The organism is Cyanobacteria bacterium GSL.Bin1 (genome assembly GCA_009909085.1).
Classification (GTDB): domain Bacteria; phylum Cyanobacteriota; class Cyanobacteriia; order Cyanobacteriales; family Rubidibacteraceae; genus Halothece.
Window position 1 is genome coordinate 1 of the sequence record JAAANX010000084.1, and the last position, 21195, is coordinate 21195.

Genomic DNA, 21195 nt, shown 5'->3' on the forward strand with positions numbered 1-21195 from the left:
ATGCTGGCTTCGACAGATTTCAAGAAGCTGATTTAACTCTTCATAACTAATCCCCAGTAAACGTTTAACTTGCTTTGGATTTTTTTGAATGTAACTCCAAGTATATTTCATCGCACACCACCCAAATTTTGTTTCAATCTTACCATGTTATTGCTATTATGGAGATGTCTAATGTCCCCAGCGATTCTTTTCGCTTGTGCTTCCGCTCGTTGAATGCCGGCTGGATTCCCGTAAAGGCCCAAAGATAAGCGTTGCTGATGCGGATCTTTTCGTTCGGAATTGGGCTTAGGAGGAAACTGTCCTTGCAGACTGAGTTTATTCCCTCGCAGCTGAAGCGTTAATCCTACCTTGCCGGTCTTAAGGCGTTGATTCGCTTCCTGCAAGAGTTTGAGTGTTTTTTCCACTGTCTTAGATTTGGCTTAAAATCCCACTATTAAATTATACAAAATCCCGTAAAATCGTGGAAAGAATTTAAGCCAAAAGTGGAAAGTGGGTTGCCTGAAAGCGATGGGGGTGGAGAGACTTGAACTCTCACGACCTATAACGGTCAACGGATTTTAAGTCCGCAGCGTCTACCATTCCGCCACACCCCCGTAAAAATGAGGATAACAATTGGTGAGAGAATAATTTTCTCTCAGCCTTCTTATTAAAACATGATGATAAAGATTATGCAACCCTAATAACAAAAATTGAGTTCATCGCTTAAACTAGAACCAGCATAATGCAGAAAGGGGTTGAGGAGGCTCTCGGTCGATGGTTAAATTTCATATCAAGTTGGACAGTGAAATTCCAGCCTCCAAGCAGCTTTTTGACCAAATCCAGTTCGCGATCGCGTCTCGACAATACCCCCCTGGTCATCGTCTACCCAGCACCCGCCAACTAGCCATGATGACGGGTTTGCATCGCAACACCATCAGCAAAGTTTATCGTCAACTTGAAGATACTGGTCTAGTTGAATCTCTGGCCGGTTCAGGAATTTATGTTAAGAGTCAGGGTCATGAAGGGGGGAAACGTTACACAACTGCGCAACTCGCTTCAGAAGCAGAAAATTTTTCGGAAACGACCTATCAGATTGTACAAGATGGCATTAATGAGCTATTGAACTTGGGATGTTCGCTGCAACAAGTGCGAGAGATTTTTCTCTCAGAAATTAACTGGCGCTTGCAGTGTAGTGCGCAGGTTCTAGTAACTGTTCCTCAAAGGGATATTGGCGCAGGGAAACTAATTTTGCAAGATTTAGAACCCACTTTGGGAGTACCGATTCAGTTGGTTGCCATGGAACAATTAACAGATGTTCTAGAAGAAACGGATTCAGCAACTGTTGTCACCAGCCGTTATTTTATTAAAGATGTTGACGCGATCGCGGCGCCGAAATCAGTGCGAGTCATTCCCGTTGATATCAATGACTACGCCAAAGAAATTAAAATCATTACTCAGTTACAAATCAACACTTGTTTAGGTATTGTCAGTTTAAGTTCTGGTTTTCTCGATGCTGCCGAACGTATTATTCACAGCTTACGTGGAGAAGAATTACTAATTATGAGTGCTCAAGCAACAAATCGGACTAAGCTCAAAGCACTCGTTCGCACGGCACAAACAATTATTTGTGATCAAGCAAGTTATCCCCAAGTGAAGCAAATAATCAATGAAATTTCTGATGACTTAATTCGTCCTCCAGAAGTAATTTGTAGCGAAAACTACATTAGTGCTGAATCAATTCGTCTTTTGCGACAAGAACTAGGTTTAGGACAGTCCTAGGAATTTTAATTAAGTTTTGCGGATGACTGGATTGGGCAGGATTTTGAAGCGATTGCTGATTCTGAAAACAGTAAACTTCTTAAATTGTAACAGTTCTTGACAGAACCACTAAAGTCGCATCATCGCGATGATAGCATTCGTTTAAAATGTCCCTATTTTATAAAACTGACCATGAGTGAATTACTTTCTGGACAAACTCCTATATTTGGCGGTAGTACGGGCGGCTTGCTAACAGCTGCTGAAACTGAAGAAAAATACGGTATTACTTGGACCAGTTCTAAAGAACAGGTATTTGAAATGCCCACAGGTGGTGCGGCAATTATGCGTGAAGGAGAAAATGTTTTCTACTTTGCACGCAAAGAACAATGTTTAGCATTAGGGACTCAATTGCGGACAAAATTTAAGCCTAAAATTGAGGACTTCAAAATTTATCGGATTTATCCCAATGGGGAAATTGAATATCTCCATCCTAAAGATGGTGTCTTCCCAGAGACTGTCAATGAAGGTCGTCCTTATGTGGGTAAAATTGACCGTAAAATTGGCGCCAATCCTGATCCGGCAACGGTTAAGTTTTCTGGGAAAGAACCCTACGAAGTTTAACTCACTCGCAGCATAGTCCTTAATTGTTCATTATTAATTCCCCACCTCAGGGTGGGGATTTTTTGTGTCACGCTCGTCACTCTCTGCTACGAATAAACCATTAAAATTGATCGTCCAAGGGGATAATTAACAAGCAATCACTTGTTCTTAACTTTGAAACGAAATGGCGTTTTATCAGGAAGATACAGCACTCAGACACATCGCTTGGCAAATTCTGGAAACAGTGTGGCAAACTTTTCCTGAATTAAAACGTAATCAAATTGCTTTGACTTGGTTAGTGTATGGTTCTCCGATACGAGGATTTAATTATCGCGGTGGGGAAGTTTTTTATCCCGCAAGTCTCGTCAAATTATTTTATTTGGTTGCGGTACAGGAATGGTTAAAACGGGGTATGATTGTCAACTCGACAGAGCTTAATCGTGCGATTCGGGATATGATTGTCGATTCTAGTAATGATGCCACGAGTTTGGTCGTTGATGTGTTGACAGGAACCACGAGCGGACCTGAACTTTCTCGGAATGCATTCCTCACTTGGCAATCACAACGGAATCTTGTCAATCGGTATTTCAAATCACTCCGTTGGGAAGAACTAGAACCGATTAACGTTAACCAAAAAACTTGGGGAGACGGTCCTTACGGACGAGAAAAGGCTTTTATCGGAGAATTTAGAGAGAATCAAAATCGACTAACAACCGATGCAGTAGCAAGATTATTCCATCAGATTGTTATGGGGAATGCTGCGGGATCGGGCTTCATGATGGATTTATTATTTCGTTCACTTCCTGTTTCTAAGTCTAATCTCGATGAAGCCGATCAAATTACAGGCTTTTTGGGAGAAGTTCTTCCCTCAGAAGCAAAACTCTGGTCAAAAGCAGGTTGGACAAGTTGGGTTCGCCATGATAGTGCTTATATTGAACTTCCTAACCATCCTCCCTATCTCCTGGTCATATTTACGCACCGTTCGCCGTCACCGCCTAATTCCCACCTGTTACCCTTCATTTCCGAGCAATTTCTCAATGCAATGATGAAATATTTTAATTGACGCGCTCCCAATGCAAGATTTTGTGATTCTTCTGGAGTACAGGACAAAAAATAAAAAGAGGGGTTGCCCAGTGAGATAACAAGGGATTTCATGGAAAATTACTACACCTTAGCAAGAACCTCCTATGAAACAAATTACTTTACTTCATAACACATTGAAAGTTTAGGAATTTTGTATAATTTTGAGTGTAGTCTTTTCCTTAAATTATATATCGATGTCTTATCGCTGACTCTAGCTGATTACCAAGTAAGAGAGTTTCATTCCGGCACTTCTTAATCAAACTTTGATCACAAAGCTGACAGAAAAGTATTATGGTTTATCAGGGACAATTTGGTAGTTACACAATTAATGAGCGCGATCGCGCTGAAGTAAAAATCTATCGCGGTGGATTACTCGTCGCCGCCCTTAGTTTTGCCATGGGAACGCTGTTCTTATTTTGGCAAGGAGCAACGCCATTTGTTTTAGAAAGCTTGACTTATTTATACGGATTATTTTCCCTTGGGTTGGGAATCAGTTTAATTACCATTCATATTTACTTATTACCACTGCATCGTCTCTTACAATTGTTTTGGTTAATCGGAACCTTTTCTGCAATAATAATTGGCATTAAAACCGATATTCCCCTTGCTTTATATGTTTATGATCATCCCTTAACTCTCTTAGGAATTGGCTTTACCTTTGCTGCACTAACGGGTATCTTCTTTAAAGAAGGATTCTGTTTTCATCGTATAGAAACCAAACTTCTCACGCCACTCGTTCCTATTTTATTGTTAGGACATTTGTTAGGAATGATTCCCTCTCCAATTGAGCAAATCCTACTGGCAATTTGGGTCATCCTTTTCCTCATTTTTGCTTTCAGAAAACTCCCTCAAAATATCCCTTCTGATATTGGAGATAAATCAGTTTTTGATTATCTCAAACAGCAACGAGCTTCTTAATCTTTGTTAGTGGATCACAGGATAAAAGCGTAAAACATCGAAGAAGATGAGCTATCAACGAGTTGTAATTACCCAATTTGGATCATCGGAGGTCTTAAAAGTAATCGAGGAAAGTGAATTACCCAAACCGAAGCCAGGAGAAGTGAGAGTTAAAGTTTTGGCGTCAGGGGTAGCGTTTACCGATATTATGATCCGTGAAGGCAAATATCCAGGGATTAAGGAAAAACCGCCCTTTTCTCCAGGGTACGATCTGGTGGGTGTGGTTGAGCAGCTGGGGGAAGGAGTAAAGCAGCTACAAGTGGGCCAACAAGTGGCGGATCTGATGGTGATTGGAGCTCATTCAGAATATGTCTGTGTGCCGGAAAGCCGCTTGATCCCAGTTCCAGAAGCGCTTGATGCAGCCGAAGCAGTGAGTCTAGTTCTCTCTTATGTCACGGCTTATCAAATGTTACATCGAATTGCCACAATTCAGGAGGGTCAGCGCATTCTGATCCATGGTGCAGGGGGGGCGGTGGGCACGGCAATGATTCAACTGGGGAATTTACTGAATTTAGAGATTTATGGCACGGCTTCTCAAGCGAAACACGAGTTAGTTACCCGTCTGGGTGCCACCCCAATCAACTACAAAACAGAGGATTTTGTGGAGCGCATTTATGAGTTGACCGGCAATGGTGTCGATGCCGTGTTTGATCCCATTGGTGGCGATACCCTTAAACGCTCATTTAGAATTCTACGAGATCATGGCATTTTGGTCTCTTATGGCTTTTACAATGCAGTGATGGGCAAAGAGGGGAATATTCTCTGGGATTTATTCCGACTCCAACTCTGGAATTTACTGCCCAATCGTCGTTCTACCGCCTTTTATTCCATTGCGGGATTACGAGAAAAACAACCGACTTGGTTTGCGCAAGACTTAACCACGTTGTTTGACTTACTCAAACAAAGAAAAATTAAGCCAATGATTGCCCAGCGCATTGCCCTTTCAGAGGTTAAACACGCTCAGGAATTAATTGCAGAGGCAAAAGTTCAGGGAAAAGTGGTGGTGGAGATGACAGGGACCTGAAGTGGGACATTGACCCCTGAATTACAGTCAAAAAAATACAAGGATTTCAGAAATTTCCGGCAAAAACTTGGCAGCTGATCAACCTAAATCTTACCGATCACTGTTGCTTATTCCCTATTCCCTCACTTTAACCCGCCAAGTAACTTGCTCAGCAGATCCTAAATTAGACCACTTGATAAACAAAACTCAACGTTGCCCAAGAATTGACGTTCAAGGCATAAACATTGCTATCAGAGTTGGTTAGTTCGCTAGAGACCTGACTAGCCGCTTGCAAATCTTCTTGCACGGCTTGCATGACTTTTAGCGGTTCCGGCAAATCAATAATCCGTTCCCCTTCTCCTTTCGATTGTGGGATGTGAGAAATCACGTTTAGGGTTTTGGTGAAGGGTTGAGTGCTGCCGAGAATATAAATTTCTGATAATCCCGCTGGTCCAGGGACTTGCCAATCGTAAGACGCTTCTGTTTTCGGGATAATGCGGGTTTCTCCGGGTGCGAGTTGGAGATTTTGCAAGGGTTGAATATTTTGGGAAGGATCCGTGACAGCCGACCCATCGGGGAAATAGAAACATAAGGGGTTTGCCCCGGAATCGACCCCGAACAGGAGACAGTAAATTGCGCGATCGCTGATATTTTGTAAACGATATTGAATTTGCGTGCCAGCGATAATTTGGGGAAAGGCACCGGCTAAGGCATAAGGGAGAGATTGCTGATCAAAGAAAAATTCCCGACCTTGGCGATAGCGAAAGGTCTCTTGGCTAATCACTGGCGTTGCTTCTCCTTGAGGAGAAAGGGTTTCGAGGGTAGCCCGTAATCCTAAGCGAGAAGAACCATCATTAACCGTCAGTCGGCATAATTTCGCCGCCAAAAGCGTTTGTAACTTGGGAACAATGCGCATCACTGCCGATTTAACGGCTTCAGTTTGTGTCCCCACGGTACTGGGAATTGGCATTCCCCCCACAGAAAATAAGCCATAGCCATTTTCCACAATATTTTTAATGGGGGGATTGCCTTGTAGGGCTTGCCCTTTACTAAAGACATAATCAGCGCTACCTTCCCCAGCTGTAATCAAAGCTGAGACTTCTCCCACACTCGAAAAAGCACTGGTGGCATCAACCCGTTCAATGCGACCCAGGTTTGCCTCTAGCGCGATAATTAACCCAGGGTTGCGAGGAATAACCCGGATTTTTTCTTGCAAGCCTTGTCCCACTTGCAGTGGAGTGTTCCCTTGTTGCCAGCGGGCACGGGCATTTAAACCATCATGATGGGTCAATTTAAATTCTGCTGAACTATCTTCACCGTATTTTCCAGGGAAAGAAAAGATGGAATTCACGCCATAATCTTTTAGCGTCGCTGGGGGAATGCCAACTAACCGTAAATTGATATTGCCTTCTCTCTCAACGCCAGTAATGACCGCTTCTGCACCAAACAAATCGGAAAAAGCATAGTAGGGAACAATCGTCTGTCCTTGGTCTTTGCCAAATAAACGGGGCTGTTGTTGAGGTCCGAGTAACCGTTCAATACTTTGGGCACTGCGAGTCAGGGAAATTTGAATGTTGCTGGCAGAGATGGCTTCCCAAAGCGAATGGGTCAAGGTATGGGTAAAGACGCCGGCATGAAATCCTCCCCAATCGGTTTCAGTGGCGATTTGTTGGGGACCAGTGGCAGTAATGACGACTCCCCGAAGCGTTTGGGCTTGGTTAATCAGGCTTTCTGAAGTGCGGTCAATTTGGTTTAATTCGGTTTTGAGGGTTTCGGCAAAATCAAGGTCTTTTTCACTGAGGGTGGAAGTAGTAGAACGGTTGAGTGAGCGGACTCTAAAGTTGCCTTGCAGGGGTTGACCGGTTGGGAGATAGCTGGTGTCGAGAACGAGTGTCACTTTATCGGTGAGCAACGATCGCGCTAAGGTAGCTAAGGTATTTTCTAAAATTAGATTACTCTGCTGTAACCAGCGACCGGAAGTGGAACCGTCACTGGGAACCAGACAGTTAATGACGGGGGAGGAATTGCCTTGCTGGCTTCCATCCGGCAGTTTCGCTTTCGTGCCAAAACCACTGAAATGAAAGACAACAATATCATCCGGTTGCGCTTGTTGAATTAAATGTTCTCGAAATGCATCAACAATTTGGTTACGGGTAGCAGCGCGATCCGTTAGCGTTAGGATATCTTCGCTTTGAAAGCCAAAGCGATAGCGCAGCAGTTCTTGTTGTTGTTCAACATCGGTGATGCAGCCTTTAAGACCATTACCGCCATATTGATTGATTCCCACTAAAAGAGCAAGTTTACGACCGCTACCACTGGCTAAAACTTGAGCGTGCTGCTGAATTTTGCGTTTCCATGCGGGCGATAACCATAAAAATGATTCTCCACTCAGCCCCCATGCCAATAACGATAGCCCTGCCTGTTGTAGGAAATTACGCCGATCAATACCCATGTTACCCACTGCAACAACTGTGCTGATTAAAATTAATCTGCTATTACTGTAGAAGCTTTTGGCGGAAAATCAAAGATTTCATTGGTAATCACTGAGTCATTAGGGATCTTTTGTCACTGCAACGACATAGTCCTTCAAGGCTTGTGGTGTTCCTTCTTTCGTGATTTTTCCTTGCTCTAAAATAAACGCGCGATCGCAGTAATCCAATTCTTCTAAACGGTGTGTTACCCAAAGGGCAGTAATGCCGCGGCTTTTAACCAAAAACCGCACCTGCTTGACTAATTCGATTTGAGTATCCGGATCGAGGAGGGCGGTGGGTTCATCTAAGAGCAAAACCGGACAATGACGCGCGATCGCGCCGGCGATGGCAATGCGTTGTTTTTGTCCGCCACTGAGGGCATAAATTGGTCGTCGTTCCCAACCGAGTAAGTTGACGGCACTTAAGGCTTCCTGAACGCGATCGCGCACTTGCGTCCAACTTAAGTTTTCTTTCACTAAGCCAAACGCCACATCGGCACCCACTGTGGGCATCACCAGCTGATGATCCGGATTTTGAAAGACAAATCCTAACGGTTGTTCCACCTCACACGTTCCGCTTTGAGGCGTTAACAATCCCGCTAAAATCCGGAGTAACGTAGATTTTCCACTGCCATTATTCCCCAACAACATCCAGAACTCTCCCTGGGGAATCTTGAGGGAACAGTCTTGTAAAATTGGGTGCTGAGGATGCCAAGCAAAGTTTAGGTTTTCAACCGCGATCGCAGCTTGTGTCACAAATCTTCCTTAAAAATCCCCCTAACGGGGGTGAGTTGATTGAATTAAGATTGTTGCATAAAGAAGCCAGCGGGGCGTCCGGCAGGGCTGCCATCTTTTTGCGATAGAATAACAGCGCTAATCTGATCGCTAAAGACCGCTACTTTCTTTTCGGGATCTTTTTCACAGGTTAATTCCACCAGTTGAGGCGTGGCGGATTTGAGCGCATTCATGACCTCTTCATACACTTTTTGCGCGTCTGCTGATTCTTTACGTTGAACTGTAATGGGAATCGGGCTATATTTCAAAGTCAAATCAATCGAGAACATAGGTTAAAGCATAAGTTTCTTTCCCAATGTATCTTATCCTGTTTCTAATCGAGAGCGGAAGGAGAGTTGCTGATCCCCATTCAGGGCAAACAGCAGAAATTTATTTCTTGGGAAAGCTGAGAAATCGGAGGTCGTCACCTAAACTGAGGGGATAGTCACTCGATTGGAGTTTAAAGATCAACTCAAGGATATTAACCAGAATGCGAGATTTTTCAACCATTCAAAACACAAACTATGACCTGATTATCATTGGCGGTGGCGTTAATGGCGCAGCAACCGCTCGCGATGCCGCAATGCGGGGAATCAAAACCATTTTATTAGAAAAGAGCGATTATGCCAGTGGAACATCTAGCTGGTCTACGCGCCTCATTCACGGCGGTTTGCGCTACCTCGAATATTTTGAGTTTCCCCTGGTGCGGGAATCGTTGCGGGAACGGGAAGTGTTATTGCGGACTGCCCCCCATTTAGTCAAGCCACTGATGTTAACCGTGCCGGTGTATGGAGATCGATCGCGCCCCTACTGGAAAATTCAAGCGGGAATGTTGCTCTACGATATCTTTAGCTACGATAAAACCTTGCCGTCCCACCGGATGCTGCCGCGACAGAAGTTTCATCAACTCTTTCGCTATTTAGACCAAGACGGCTTAAAAGGTGGGGCGCAATATTACGATGGGCAAGCGGTTTATGCCGAACGCCTTTGTTTAGAAAATATCATTGCTGCCCAAGAAGCGGGGGCAACTTGCCTCAATTATGCGGAAGTCACCGGGTTAGTTCGCAATGGTGATCAAATTACCCAGTTAGCCTGTGCAGATCAACTCACCGGCGAAGCGTTTACCATTCAAGGCAGCGAACACGCTGTCATTATCAATACCAGCGGTCCTTGGGTCGATCAGGTGTGCCAGCGAGGAAAAACCAATCAGCAAAACGCCCCCATCGGCGAAAAACCCAAAATTGGTGGCACCAAAGGCAGTCATGTGGTGGTTCCGCCGTTTTCTGGGGCACCAGATACCGCTCTCTATGTCGAAGCCAAGTCCGATGGACGTCCCTTCTTTATTGTGCCTTGGTTAGGAATGTATCTCATTGGCACCACCGATTTACGGTTCCAAGGCAGTTTAGATCGCGTGAAAGCCGATAACGAAGAAATTGATTATCTGTTGCGAGAAACCAACTTAATCATTCCCAGTGCGCAACTCACCCGTGATGATGTCAAATTTACCTACTCTGGGGTGCGTCCTTTACCCTATGCCGAAGGACAAAAACCCGGTAGTGTCACCCGCAAACATATTATTTACGATCATGGGGCAGAAGGAGTGACAAACTTGATTTCTCTGATTGGCGGCAAATTAACCACGTTCCGTCATGTGGGGGAAGAACTGGTTGATGCGGTTTGCAAAAAGCAAAAGCGCCAGACGCCCCCTTGTCCTACCTTAAACACGCCTTTTCCCGGTGCGGTTGTTCCTAGCGATGAACGGGTAACTCAGGCGGTACAAACATATCGCGATCGCGTTTCTTTAGCGACTTTAAATCATCTTTTTACGCTTTATGGAGCAAGGGCAACCGACGTTTTAAAATTAACGGATGAATCCCCTGAACTCGCTGAACCGATGACCTCAGAATTGCCCGATATTAAAGCACAAATTGTTTATGCAGTTCGCCAGGAATCGGCTCAAACCTTTGTTGATATTTTGCGCCGGCGAACCACCATTGCGATGCAGTTTAATTATGGCTTAGATGTGTTACCCATTGTCAGTGAAGTAGTCAAAACCTATTGTGGTTGGAATCAAAGTCAATGTGAGACTGCCCGCCAAGACTATCATACGTATATGGAAGAAAACTGTATTCCCGACTATGTTTTAGCCCAAAAAGAAAGTGCCGCTGCCGCCTGTTAAATCGCTGATGGCAATTGATGATGACACCCAACTCTCCACCCGGCTTTCAAAATTTGGGCGACTGGTTATTGGGGTTGCTCTAAATAGTCATTGATTCCAATAACCAGTCAATCATTATCCTCAAGAATGTTCATCTTTGTTTTAACTTGCAATAGCCTGATCGTTATTTTTAACTGTTATTTATTGTGGCAAATTTTAACAATCAAAAAAAACTTAAATCAGCTTGCAAACACACTAGAAAACCTAGAAAAAAGCTTGCCTCTCACCCTTCAATTAATGGAATTAAACGCCCGACGCAGTGAATATCAAAGCCTGACACTGCGCAAAAAGTATGAAGTGTTACAGCAAAAATGGGAAACTTTATTCATGCTGGTTCAGTTTTTAAAATGGTTATACCGGAAGTATCACTCCTGGGGATGAAGACAAATAGACAATAAAGAACTAATAGAGGATAATAGAACACAGTTAATCAAATTAGGGGCAAAAAGCGCAATTCATCTCACTAACCCTTGCTCAAACTAGACCTTAGTTTTAATAAAAATCAAATGACTAAAACGAGGGCATGAGCAAAATAGGATAAAAAAATATCACTAGTGAGCTATCAACAAAAAGCAAATCTTATGATGAATCTATTTCCAATTTCGTCCGAACAACTGAATGGATTGCTGGTTGCAGCATCAGAAAAACTCAGCATTTTCACCCAACTCAATCAAGCATTTGCTGAATTTGTTGGCATCTTAAAAACGATTTTCTTCTTTCCCATATTGGGGATGCCCATTATTGTCCTCTGGTTAATTATCGGAGGCGTTTATTTTACCTTTCGCATGGGCTTTATTAACCTGAGAGGATTTAGTCATGCCCTCGCCGTCCTAACTGGAAAATATCAAAGCAGTAGTAGCGATGATGACCAAGAAGGCGAAGTGTCTCCCTTCCAAGCCGCTTCCACTGCCCTTTCGGCAACGGTGGGTTTAGGCAGTATTGCCGGTTCTGCCATTGCCATTCAAATGGGCGGTCCCGGCGCTGTAGTTTGGATGAGCATTGCGGGCTTCCTCGGCATGTCCAGTAAGTTCGTCGAATGTACCCTTGGGCAAAAATATCGTCAGGTCAAACCGGATGGAAGTGTTGCTGGGGGACCAATGTATTACTTGTCCAGCGGCTTGGCAGAATTAGGACTCCGCCCGTTAGGCAGCGTTTTAGGGGTTTTATTTGCGATTCTTTGTGTGTTAGGCACCTTTGGCGCTGGCAATATGTTCCAAGCGAATCAATCCTATGCTGCCTTAGCAGGGGTGCTTCCCTTTATTGCCGAACGCAGTTGGTTTTATGGACTCATTATGTCCTTACTTGTGGGCGTGGTGATTATCGGCGGGATTAGTCGCATTGGCGTCGTTACCAGTCGCTTAGTCCCAATTGTAGTTCTGTTTTACATTACCGGCTGTCTTTGGATTATTCTCAGTAATTGGCAGATTATCCCCGAAGCCACTGGGATTATTCTCAAAGGAGCTTTTTCGCCCACAGCTCTTCAAGGGGGATTAATCGGTGTGATTGTGCAAGGCTTTCGTCGCGCTGCCTTTTCTAATGGGGCGGGAATTGGTTCCGCGGCGATCGCGCACTCGGCCACTCGTAATGACCAACCAGTGCGAGAAGGAATTGTTGCCTCCATTGAACCCTTAGTGGATACATTGATTATTTGCAATCTCACTGCGATTTCCATTGTGATTACCGGCGTTTATAAAAGCTTTGCTAGTGGCGAAGCCTCTGGGATTCAATTAACCGCTGCTGCCTTTGGTACAGTGGTGGAATGGTTCCCGACTGTGCTTGCCATTGCGGTGATTTTGTTTGCGTTCTCGAATATCGTTTCTTGGAGCTACTATGGGGAACAGGCTTGGATGTATCTGTTTGGAGAAGAGAGTACTCTCTTCTATAAACTCATTTTCATTGTTTTCGTTTTTCTCGGTTCTGTCATTAAATTAGGGATTGTGCTCGACTTTAGCGATATCATGCTCATTGCCATGTCTGTGCCTAATTTACTCGGCTGCTTCTTACTCGCGGGCAAAGTTGGCGATGACTTGCAAGTGTATATGGAAAAACTGCGACTGGAACGAGCAATGGCAGGCACCTCTGCTTCTCAATCCCCAGCCGCTGAACAAGAATATACGGGGTCCTCGAAAAAATAATTGCCTCACTCTGAAACTCGACAAGTAACCATTGTGCAGGGAAAGCAACGGCTGGATCGCGCCCTCGCTGAAGCCTTCCCTGACTTCTCTCGTTCGCGGTTGCAAAAGCTCATTGAACAGGGCAATGTGCAAGTCAATGGTGCCGTTTGTACGAACAAAAAGCAATCTATTCCTGAGGGCGCAACTCTTCTGCTGTCAGTGCCGCCCCTCGCACCTCTTAGCCTTCAACCCGAGTCAATTCCTCTCGATGTCCTCTACGAAGACGAACATCTCATTATTGTTAATAAACCCGCTGGTTTAGTGGTCCACCCCGCACCCGGACATGAAAGCGGCACCCTCGTCAATGCCCTACTCGCTCATTGCGACCATTTAGCAGGCATTGGCGGCGTCGAACGTCCCGGGATTGTTCATCGCCTTGATAAAGATACCAGTGGCGCACTAGTCGTCGCCAAAAATGATTTTGCCCATCAGCACTTGCAAGGTCAAATTCAAGCCAAAACTGCCAAACGAGAATATTTAGGCATTATCCACGGTGTCCCCAAAGGCGAACAGGGAACGATGGATCAGCCCATTGGTCGCCATCGAGTTGACCGCAAAAAAATGGCAGTGGTTCCCGTGGAAAAAGGGGGACGCCCTGCCATCACCCATTGGCAACTGCAAGAACGACTCGGGAATTATAGTCTGCTTACCTTCGAGTTAGAAACCGGACGCACCCATCAAATTCGCGTTCACTGTGCTGCCATGGGACATCCCCTTGTTGGCGATCCGGTGTATAGTTCCGCCCATCGCTTCCCCGTAAACTTATCCGGACAAGTCCTCCACGCCAGAAAACTCACACTCACGCATCCGGTGACTGGAGAAACAATTTGCGCGATCGCGCCCCTCCCTTCCGATTTTACAAAGCTATTGGCAGAACTCCATGGAAATTCAAAAAATAGATAGTTGCAGGAGATCAGCTAATTCGAGTTCTGTCACATCGGGCGCTATCATTGCCCAAAAGAGTCTGATAAATTGAGAGATAGATATATTCTCAGGTATTATTTTTTATGATGAAAAAACTATTCTCTTCGTTAATGTTAGCTGGTGGTCTCCTGACCTTAAGTCCTGCCTTAGAAGCATTGGCACAAAGCGGTGGCAATTCCGGCATTACTATTTTCAGTGGCGTTGAGCGCGAAAACATTCTTGACTATCGCCTTGATTTTGATGGGCAATCGGGACGTTGGGATCGTTACCGTCTCCGCATTCCCGGTAAGAAACTTCCCTTTGGTGCCTCTCAATTTTACGTGACTTATCCGGACTACTATAACGGTAAATTTGATACCGATGAAATTGAAGTTAGAATTGACGGCGAAGCACAACCTTTGAGTAGCGTCGAGTGGAATCAAGATGAACAGCTAGTTTCTATTGGTTTAGAAGAACCGATTGAGCCAGATACCAAAGTGGAACTTGTTTTTTCTAATGTAAAAAATCCTCGCTTTGGGGGAACATTTTATTTTAATGCGCAAGTTGATGTTCCCAATGATGTCGCCATTCGCCGTTATGTGGGAACTTGGATTATTGATATTGACTAAACTTTAGAGTTCAGCTCAGTCTAAAAATTAGGTTGGGAAGAATTAAGTCAGAGATCATTCCTGCTTCATTTTCGGAATCTCTGGCAAAATTGACTACCATTTTCCAAGCAATTGAATGCTGCCGAGATTCGTTAGAAAAGGGCGAGTCTAAGCTTCTGTTCTGACCATTATTTAAGCCCAACCTGACTGATAGATGTAATGTCAATTATCGATGGACAAAAGTTCCGAAAGGAACCAATTTTACGACCCAATCATTAACAGCAGAAAAACGAAAAAGTTTTAGTTAATTTTTATTATAATCCTGCTTAGGATGACAATCTAAATCGTAATTGTAAAGAGCTTTTATTGGCTATGGTATTGCCTTGTCATTTTCTGCTATTCTCTTATTTAAGAATGAGAAAATACCATCTAAGCAAATGACAACAACCGTCGTTAAATCGGACTTTAAGTCTCGTTTAGTCAATGCCATTTTAGGGATTAAACCCATTTATCGTTTTGCGAAATCTCGGGCGCGACAAATGATGATTAAGCGTGCCGAAGCAATTGGTGTTCCTTGGCGCGATCGCGTGGCACAATTACAACAGCATGATTGGGAGAGTGAACTCGCTACAATCCAAAATCCGAATCTTGATTATCCCAATTATTATCTGTGTTCATTTCATGCTTATGAAAAAGGGAATCTCAGTTGGGATGCCGCCTTAGAAGTAGAAGTCGCCGCCTATGCAGTTCATGCTAAACTCTGGCCAGATAGTGGCGCCAATGGTGATCGACGGTTGCGCGATCGCTACCACCAAATCTTACAACAACAACTGCCGACAACACCAGAAACCATTGTCGATCTTGGCTGTAGTGTTGGGATGAGTAGTTTTGCCCTCCAAGAGTGCTATCCGGAGGCAAACCTTACCGGGGTAGATTTGTCTCCTTATTTCTTATCGGTTGCTCAATATCAAAGCCGGGAGAAACAATTCAAGATTCGGTGGCAACATGCAACAGCAGAAGCAACGGGGTTACCCAGTAACAGCTATGATTTGGTGTCTGCTTTTCTGATGTTCCATGAACTTCCACAACAAGCAGCCCGAGACATTTTCCAAGAAGCGAAACGCTTGCTCAAACCAGGGGGTTATTTCTGTTTAATGGATATGAATCCGCGATCGCCGGTTTACAAGAAAATGCCACCCTACGTATTCACACTGTTGAAAAGCACCGAGCCTTATCTAGATGAATATTTTACCTTAGATCTCGAGCAAGCCCTAATTGATGCCGGGTTTGCACCACCAACGATAGTTCCCAATAGTCCCCGTCATCGCACGGTTATGACGTACCATCCCGGCCATTAATGTTAAATTCCCCTTAAATTGTGATGATTCTGTAACATTAAATACAAACAACCGCCTAATTCAATCTCTAGGATGAGGCGAGACCGTATGCTTTAAAATCAAATTTAAGGAGTAAGCCATGCCCGAAACCGGTGCTGAAGTCCTGCGGATGATTCAGGACGAAGATATTAAAATCATCGACCTCAAATTTATTGATTTACCTGGAATTTGGCAACATCTTTCCATCTATCGCAGCGAAATTGACGAAGATTCTTTTACTGATGGTGTTCCCTTCGACGGTTCTAGTATTCGGGGTTGGAAATCTATCAATGAGTCCGATATGATGATGGTTCCCGATCCGACAAGCGCTTGGATTGATCCCTTTATGAAGGAAAAAACCCTGAGTCTGGTCTGCTCGATTAAAGAGCCTCGTACCGGCCAATTTTATGATCGCGATCCGCGCACCATTGCTCAAAAAGCCATTGATTATTTAATTTCTACTGGTATTGGTGATACTGCTTTCTTTGGACCGGAAGCTGAATTTTTTGTTTTTGATGATGTTCGGTTCGATCAAACTTACAATGAAGGCTACTATCATGTTGACAGTGTAGAAGGACGTTGGAATTCGGGAAGAGAAGAAGCAGGGGGTAACTTAGGCTATAAACCTCGTTATAAAGAAGGGTATTTTCCCGTTCCGCCGACGGATACTTTACAAGATATGCGGACAGAAATGCTTTTAACAATGGCAGAATGCGGGGTTCCCATTGAGAAGCATCACCATGAAGTTGCCAGCGGTGGACAAAATGAATTGGGCTTCCGTTTCGGTACCCTAGTCAAAGCGGCAGACCATTTAATGACTTATAAATATGTGATTAAAAATGTTGCAAGAAAATATGGCCGCACTGTTACCTTTATGCCCAAGCCCATCTTTAACGATAATGGCTCAGGAATGCATGTCCACCAGTCGATTTGGAAAGATGGACAGCCCACTTTCTGGGGAGAAAGCGGTTATGCTAACTTAAGCGACACAGCGCGTCATTATATTGGGGGTATTCTCCGACACGCCCCCGCGTTACTGGCATTTACTAATCCTTCTACCAACTCTTACAAACGCTTAGTTCCCGGTTTTGAAGCACCGGTCAACTTAGTTTACTCTCAAGGGAACCGTTCAGCATCTGTCCGTATTCCTTTAACAGGAACCAATCCGAAAGCCAAACGTTTAGAGTTCCGTTGCCCGGATGCGACTTGCAATCCCTATTTAGCCTTTGCTGCAATGCTTTGTGCAGGAATCGATGGTATTAAAAACCAGATTGAGCCAGGTGATCCCTTAGATGTGGATATTTATGATCTTAGCCCAGAAGAATTGAGTAAGATTCCTTCTACTCCCGGTTCTTTAGAAGCAGCTTTAGAATGCTTAGAAAATGACCATAATTTCTTAGTGGATAGTGGTGTCTTTACTCAAGAATTCATTTATAACTGGATCGAGTACAAGTTAGATAATGAGGTTAACCCCCTCCGTTTGCGACCCCATCCTTACGAGTTTTCACTTTATTACGACGCTTAAAGTTACTGAAATGATCTAGACTCGGGCAGTAGGGCAGTAGAGGGATGAATTGAGTAACCTGCTGCCTTTACTTTACCCGATCGCGATCTTCTGCTGCATCTTTACTTTTGCTGTGTGAGTAAACAGGGAGGGAAAATTAAGAATAAAACTAACTCTGTCATCAGGGGATAACAACTTCATTCATGAACCATCCAAGAGTCCGCATTACCTACCACGAAGTTCAATCCGCAGCCCAACGCCTAAATAAGGATGCTAAGCTGACTCCAGTTATCACCTCAACCACCCTTAACCAACTCACTAAAGCTCAAGTCTTCTTGAAATGCGAGAACTTTCAATGCACCGGTTCCTTTAAGTTTCGGGGGGCTTTTAACGCCCTTTCTCAACTCTCAACCCAGCAACAAGGGGTGATTACTTACTCCTCTGGTAATCATGCGCAAGGGTTAGCGCGATCGGGTCAACTCCTCCAGATTCCTACGACCATTGTTATGCCCAATAATGCCCCAGCGGTGAAACTAGCAGCAACTCGGGGGTACGGGGCGCAAGTAATTACCTATGACCCGAAAACAACCTGTCGAGAGGAACTAGCGAACCAAGTGGCTACCGAGCAAAATCTGACAATGATTCCCCCCTACGACCATCCTGATATTATCGCTGGACAAGGGACCGTTGCCAAGGAACTGATCGAGCAAATCGGTGAACTTGACTTGTTACTCGTCTGTTGTGGGGGTGGCGGTTTACTCTCTGGCTGTGCCATTACAGCGAAAACCTTATTTCCCCATTGCCGAGTGATTGGTGTTGAACCCGAACGCGCTGATGATGCCACCCGTTCTTTCTACAGCAAAACCCTCCAGCGATGCGATGATCCAGAGACCATTGCAGATGGGGCGCGGACTCCCTCTCTGGGTCAGTTGACCTTTCCCTTAATCCTCGATTACGTCGATGAAATGGTTACTGTTTCGGAAGCAGCGATCCGAGAAACTTTGCTCTTTCTTTGGGAACGATTAAAAATTGTGGTTGAACCCACCGGGACTTTAGCGACAGCAGCATTACTTGAGGGCATTGTTACCGCACCGGGAAAGCGCATTGGTGTCATTATTAGCGGTGGGAATGTCGATCTCAAAAAACTTCCCCAGTTGTTGGGACTGTAAGTTTCCCGTTGCTTTGTACAACTCTCCTTTCCTTCCTGAAGCAACCGGGCTGTCAAATTTGAATTGAGGAATGAAGTCTGCTGATTTTTTCTACCTTGTCCCCCCTCAACCGATTATCGCCACTCAAAAGTAACGGATCATGACACTTATTGAAACCATTCAAGCTGACTACGAACGCTTTCCTGCCAACCAAAGCTACGACATTTATGCTGAAGACGTTTATTTCAAAGATCCCTTGACCGAGTTTCGAGGATTGCAACGCTACCAGTCTTTAATTGACTTTATTAGCACTTGGTTTAAGAATATTAATCTTGAACTCCATGACATTCGACAAGAAAAGAATACCATTCATACGGAATGGACACTGAATTGGACAACCCCTCTTCCTTGGCAACCGCGCATTTCCATTCCAGGTTGGAGTGAACTGCAATTTAATGCTGAGGAAAAAATTATCTCTCACATTGATTATTGGCATTGTTCCCGTTGGGAGGTTATCAAACAGCATTTTCCTCTGTAACAATGAGAGTAATGTAAACTTTTTTTAACAACAAGGAGTTTGATCATCATGCGCGTCATCTTAATGACTGGAAAAGGTGGAGTGGGAAAAACCTCGGTTGCCGCAGCAACGGGACTCCAATGTGCTAAGTTAGGCTACAAAACCTTAGTCCTCAGTACTGATCCTGCCCACTCTCTCGCGGATAGCTTTGACCAAGAAATGACTCATGAACCCACCCGAGTCCGAGAGAACTTGGATGGTGCAGAATTAGACGCCCTCATGGAGCTAGAAGCGAACTGGGGTGCCGTGAAACGTTATATTACTGAAGTTTTACAAGCGAGAGGCTTAGAAGGGGTTCAAGCCGAAGAACTGGCAATTCTCCCAGGAATGGATGAAATTTTCGGTTTAGTGCGGATGAAGCGACACTACGATGAAGGGGAATATGATGTTCTCATTGTCGATTCTGCCCCTACCGGAACTGCATTGCGTCTCTTGAGTATCCCAGAAGTGGGGGGATGGTATATGCGCCGTTTCTATAAGCCTTTTCGGGGAATGTCTGCAGCATTACGCCCGATTGTGGAACCCATTTTCCGCCCCATTGCTGGCTTCTCGCTACCCACCGAGGAAGTCATGGATGCCCCTTATGAATTCTACGAGGAAATTGAAGCCCTCGAAAAAGTTTTAACCGATAATCAGAAGACTTCTGTGCGACTGGTAACGAACCCCGAAAAAATGGTAATTAAGGAATCAGCCCGTGCTCATGCTTATTTGAGTTTATATAATGTGGCAACGGATATGGTGGTTGCCAATCGCATTATTCCGGATGAAGTGAACGATCCCTTCTTTAAACAATGGAAAGAGAGTCAGCAAGTCTATCGCCACGAAATTCATGAGAACTTTCATCCTTTACCCGTGAAAGAAGTCCCCTTATTTTCTTCGGAAATGTGTGGCTTAGAGGCATTGGAATTACTAAAAGAAACACTCTATCAAGGGGAAGACCCGACACAAGTTTATCACCAAGAACATACGATTCAGGTTAAACAGCAGGAGGATGGTGCTTATAGTTTAGAGTTATACCTACCGGGTATTACGAAAGATAAGATTCAGTTGAATAAAACTGGGGATGAGTTGAATATTCGCATTGGCAATCATCGACGAAACTTAGTGTTACCGCAAGCGCTCGCTGCCCTGCAACCGCGAGGAGCAAAAATGGATGAAGATTACTTAAAAATTCGGTTTGCCAACTAATAATCGCTTTTGGGGCGAATCGTCATTCGCCTCTACTTAATTGCTTTACTTAAAATTAGCATTCAAAGGACTAACAATTTACGTCGAATTGCTTCCATACAAAGTGATACGCGAGTATTTGTCTCTTTCTTATCTTGCATATCCAGATCAAGTTTCATCTTTAGATGCTGAATATAATTCTGTGCTGTTTTCAAACTGACTTTCAGTTGTTGAGCAATGGCTTTATCAGAAAGAGATTCCTTACATAAAAGCTCTAGAACCATGAGATCATTTTCGTTAAGGTTGAGTTGATGACGTAACTCTCTTGGGACTCGCAATTCCCCCTTTAAAGTACTTTCTGCTCCTTCTAAGAAAGCTTGTCGTGGTTCCATTTTATTCACGACCACAAACCCCCCTTTATGATTACCAATAGAATGCATTAAGGATTTGAGGTAACTATATTCACTGGTATAAATCAAAATGTTCAAATCGGGATAATCGTCAAAAATATGTTTGAGTAGGTTTAAGCCATCCTGAGCCGATTGTTCTCCCCTTACTGAGCCAAATTGCAAATCAACCACTGCCATCGTTGGTATTTGCTGAGTAAGGAACTCTAAAGCCTCTGTTGGATTAGAGACAATAACACATCGGGCTTGCTCGTCTAATTTTTGCAGAGATAAACAGTTATTTTGAGCGACTTCTGGATGATCTTCAATGACTAAGTAAAGTGGTGCATCTGCATTCATATGACTGAGTTGCGCTTCTTTTTGTTTGATTCAACAAAAGATCCGTGGGACTCCCCCACCTCGGAACAGGTGGGGGAGGAAAGCGGGTGAGTCGATACCGCTCGATGCGGTTGAGACTCACATTTTCTTAGGCTACACATAAGCCATTCG

Annotated in this window: 20 protein-coding genes and 1 tRNA gene; 15 read left to right on the top strand and 6 right to left on the bottom strand. The window is 44.3% G+C overall.

Features of this window, described 5'->3' with window-relative positions:
• Positions 1–107: 107 nt before the first annotated feature.
• Together GVY04_10740 and GVY04_10745 are read right to left on the bottom strand one after the other, a co-directional pair.
• Complete coding sequence (locus tag GVY04_10740; protein NBD16587.1) at positions 108–404, bottom strand: hypothetical protein; 297 nt, start codon at positions 402–404, stop codon at positions 108–110.
• 104 nt (positions 405–508) lie between these two features.
• Positions 509–593, bottom strand: a tRNA-Leu gene (locus GVY04_10745).
• 160 nt (positions 594–753) lie between these two features.
• Here GVY04_10745 and GVY04_10750 point away from each other — a divergent pair.
• From GVY04_10750 to GVY04_10770, 5 genes are all read left to right on the top strand, one after another.
• Positions 754–1758: a GntR family transcriptional regulator gene (locus GVY04_10750; GenBank protein ID NBD16588.1), complete on the top strand. Its 1005-nt coding sequence runs from the start codon at positions 754–756 to the stop codon at positions 1756–1758.
• Between the two features lie 171 nt (positions 1759–1929).
• On the top strand, positions 1930–2358 hold the full coding sequence (locus GVY04_10755) for a Photosystem I reaction center subunit II (GenBank protein ID NBD16589.1): 429 nt from the start codon (positions 1930–1932) through the stop codon (positions 2356–2358).
• A gap of 163 nt (positions 2359–2521) precedes the next feature.
• Positions 2522–3400 carry a hypothetical protein gene (locus GVY04_10760; GenBank protein ID NBD16590.1) on the top strand — a complete coding sequence of 293 codons (879 nt, stop codon included), beginning with the start codon at positions 2522–2524 and terminating at the stop codon, positions 3398–3400.
• A gap of 311 nt (positions 3401–3711) precedes the next feature.
• Complete coding sequence (locus GVY04_10765) at positions 3712–4338, top strand: hypothetical protein (GenBank protein NBD16591.1); 627 nt, start codon at positions 3712–3714, stop codon at positions 4336–4338.
• Between the two features lie 46 nt (positions 4339–4384).
• A complete protein-coding gene (locus tag GVY04_10770) occupies positions 4385–5401 on the top strand; it encodes a zinc-binding dehydrogenase (GenBank protein NBD16592.1) in 1017 nt (338 codons plus the stop codon).
• Positions 5402–5564: 163 nt separating this feature from the next.
• Here GVY04_10770 and GVY04_10775 read toward each other — a convergent pair whose 3' ends face one another.
• The 3 genes from GVY04_10775 to GVY04_10785 all read right to left on the bottom strand — a co-directional run bounded on the left by GVY04_10775 (position 5565) and on the right by GVY04_10785 (position 8914).
• Positions 5565–7832, bottom strand: coding sequence for a DUF4384 domain-containing protein (locus tag GVY04_10775; protein NBD16593.1), 2268 nt, complete (start codon positions 7830–7832; stop codon positions 5565–5567).
• A gap of 99 nt (positions 7833–7931) precedes the next feature.
• Positions 7932–8606 carry an ATP-binding cassette domain-containing protein gene (locus GVY04_10780; GenBank protein ID NBD16594.1) on the bottom strand — a complete coding sequence of 225 codons (675 nt, stop codon included), beginning with the start codon at positions 8604–8606 and terminating at the stop codon, positions 7932–7934.
• Positions 8607–8650: 44 nt separating this feature from the next.
• Positions 8651–8914, bottom strand: a complete 264-nt coding sequence (locus GVY04_10785) for a hypothetical protein (protein ID NBD16595.1) — start codon at positions 8912–8914, stop codon at positions 8651–8653.
• A gap of 200 nt (positions 8915–9114) precedes the next feature.
• Here GVY04_10785 and GVY04_10790 point away from each other — a divergent pair, with 200 nt between their 5' ends.
• The 10 genes from GVY04_10790 to GVY04_10835 all read left to right on the top strand — a co-directional run bounded on the left by GVY04_10790 (position 9115) and on the right by GVY04_10835 (position 20320).
• On the top strand, positions 9115–10803 hold the full coding sequence (locus GVY04_10790) for a glycerol-3-phosphate dehydrogenase (protein ID NBD16596.1): 1689 nt from the start codon (positions 9115–9117) through the stop codon (positions 10801–10803).
• Between the two features lie 126 nt (positions 10804–10929).
• A complete protein-coding gene (locus tag GVY04_10795) occupies positions 10930–11223 on the top strand; it encodes a hypothetical protein (protein ID NBD16597.1) in 294 nt (97 codons plus the stop codon).
• A 200-nt stretch (positions 11224–11423) separates the two neighbouring features.
• Positions 11424–12977, top strand: coding sequence for an amino acid carrier protein (locus GVY04_10800; GenBank protein NBD16598.1), 1554 nt, complete (start codon positions 11424–11426; stop codon positions 12975–12977).
• Complete coding sequence (locus GVY04_10805; GenBank protein ID NBD16599.1) at positions 12978–13919, top strand: RluA family pseudouridine synthase; 942 nt, start codon at positions 12978–12980, stop codon at positions 13917–13919.
• 104 nt (positions 13920–14023) lie between these two features.
• The gene (locus tag GVY04_10810; protein NBD16600.1) at positions 14024–14548 is read left to right on the top strand and encodes a DUF2808 domain-containing protein; all 525 of its coding nucleotides are present in this window, start codon (positions 14024–14026) and stop codon (positions 14546–14548) included.
• Between the two features lie 416 nt (positions 14549–14964).
• Positions 14965–15885 carry a methyltransferase domain-containing protein gene (locus tag GVY04_10815; GenBank protein ID NBD16601.1) on the top strand — a complete coding sequence of 307 codons (921 nt, stop codon included), beginning with the start codon at positions 14965–14967 and terminating at the stop codon, positions 15883–15885.
• Positions 15886–16003: 118 nt separating this feature from the next.
• Positions 16004–17428 (top strand): type I glutamate--ammonia ligase, encoded by a 1425-nt coding sequence (gene glnA / locus GVY04_10820; protein ID NBD16602.1) that lies wholly within the window; start codon positions 16004–16006, stop codon positions 17426–17428.
• Positions 17429–17610: 182 nt separating this feature from the next.
• Positions 17611–18576: a threo-3-hydroxy-L-aspartate ammonia-lyase gene (locus GVY04_10825; protein ID NBD16603.1), complete on the top strand. Its 966-nt coding sequence runs from the start codon at positions 17611–17613 to the stop codon at positions 18574–18576.
• Between the two features lie 139 nt (positions 18577–18715).
• Positions 18716–19093: a DUF2358 domain-containing protein gene (locus GVY04_10830; protein ID NBD16604.1), complete on the top strand. Its 378-nt coding sequence runs from the start codon at positions 18716–18718 to the stop codon at positions 19091–19093.
• 48 nt (positions 19094–19141) lie between these two features.
• The gene (locus tag GVY04_10835) at positions 19142–20320 is read left to right on the top strand and encodes a TRC40/GET3/ArsA family transport-energizing ATPase (GenBank protein NBD16605.1); all 1179 of its coding nucleotides are present in this window, start codon (positions 19142–19144) and stop codon (positions 20318–20320) included.
• Positions 20321–20382: 62 nt separating this feature from the next.
• On the opposite strand, the gene GVY04_10840 is transcribed toward GVY04_10835, so the two are convergent.
• Positions 20383–21045, bottom strand: coding sequence for a DNA-binding response regulator (locus GVY04_10840; GenBank protein NBD16606.1), 663 nt, complete (start codon positions 21043–21045; stop codon positions 20383–20385).
• Between the last annotated feature and the right edge of the window lie 150 nt (positions 21046–21195).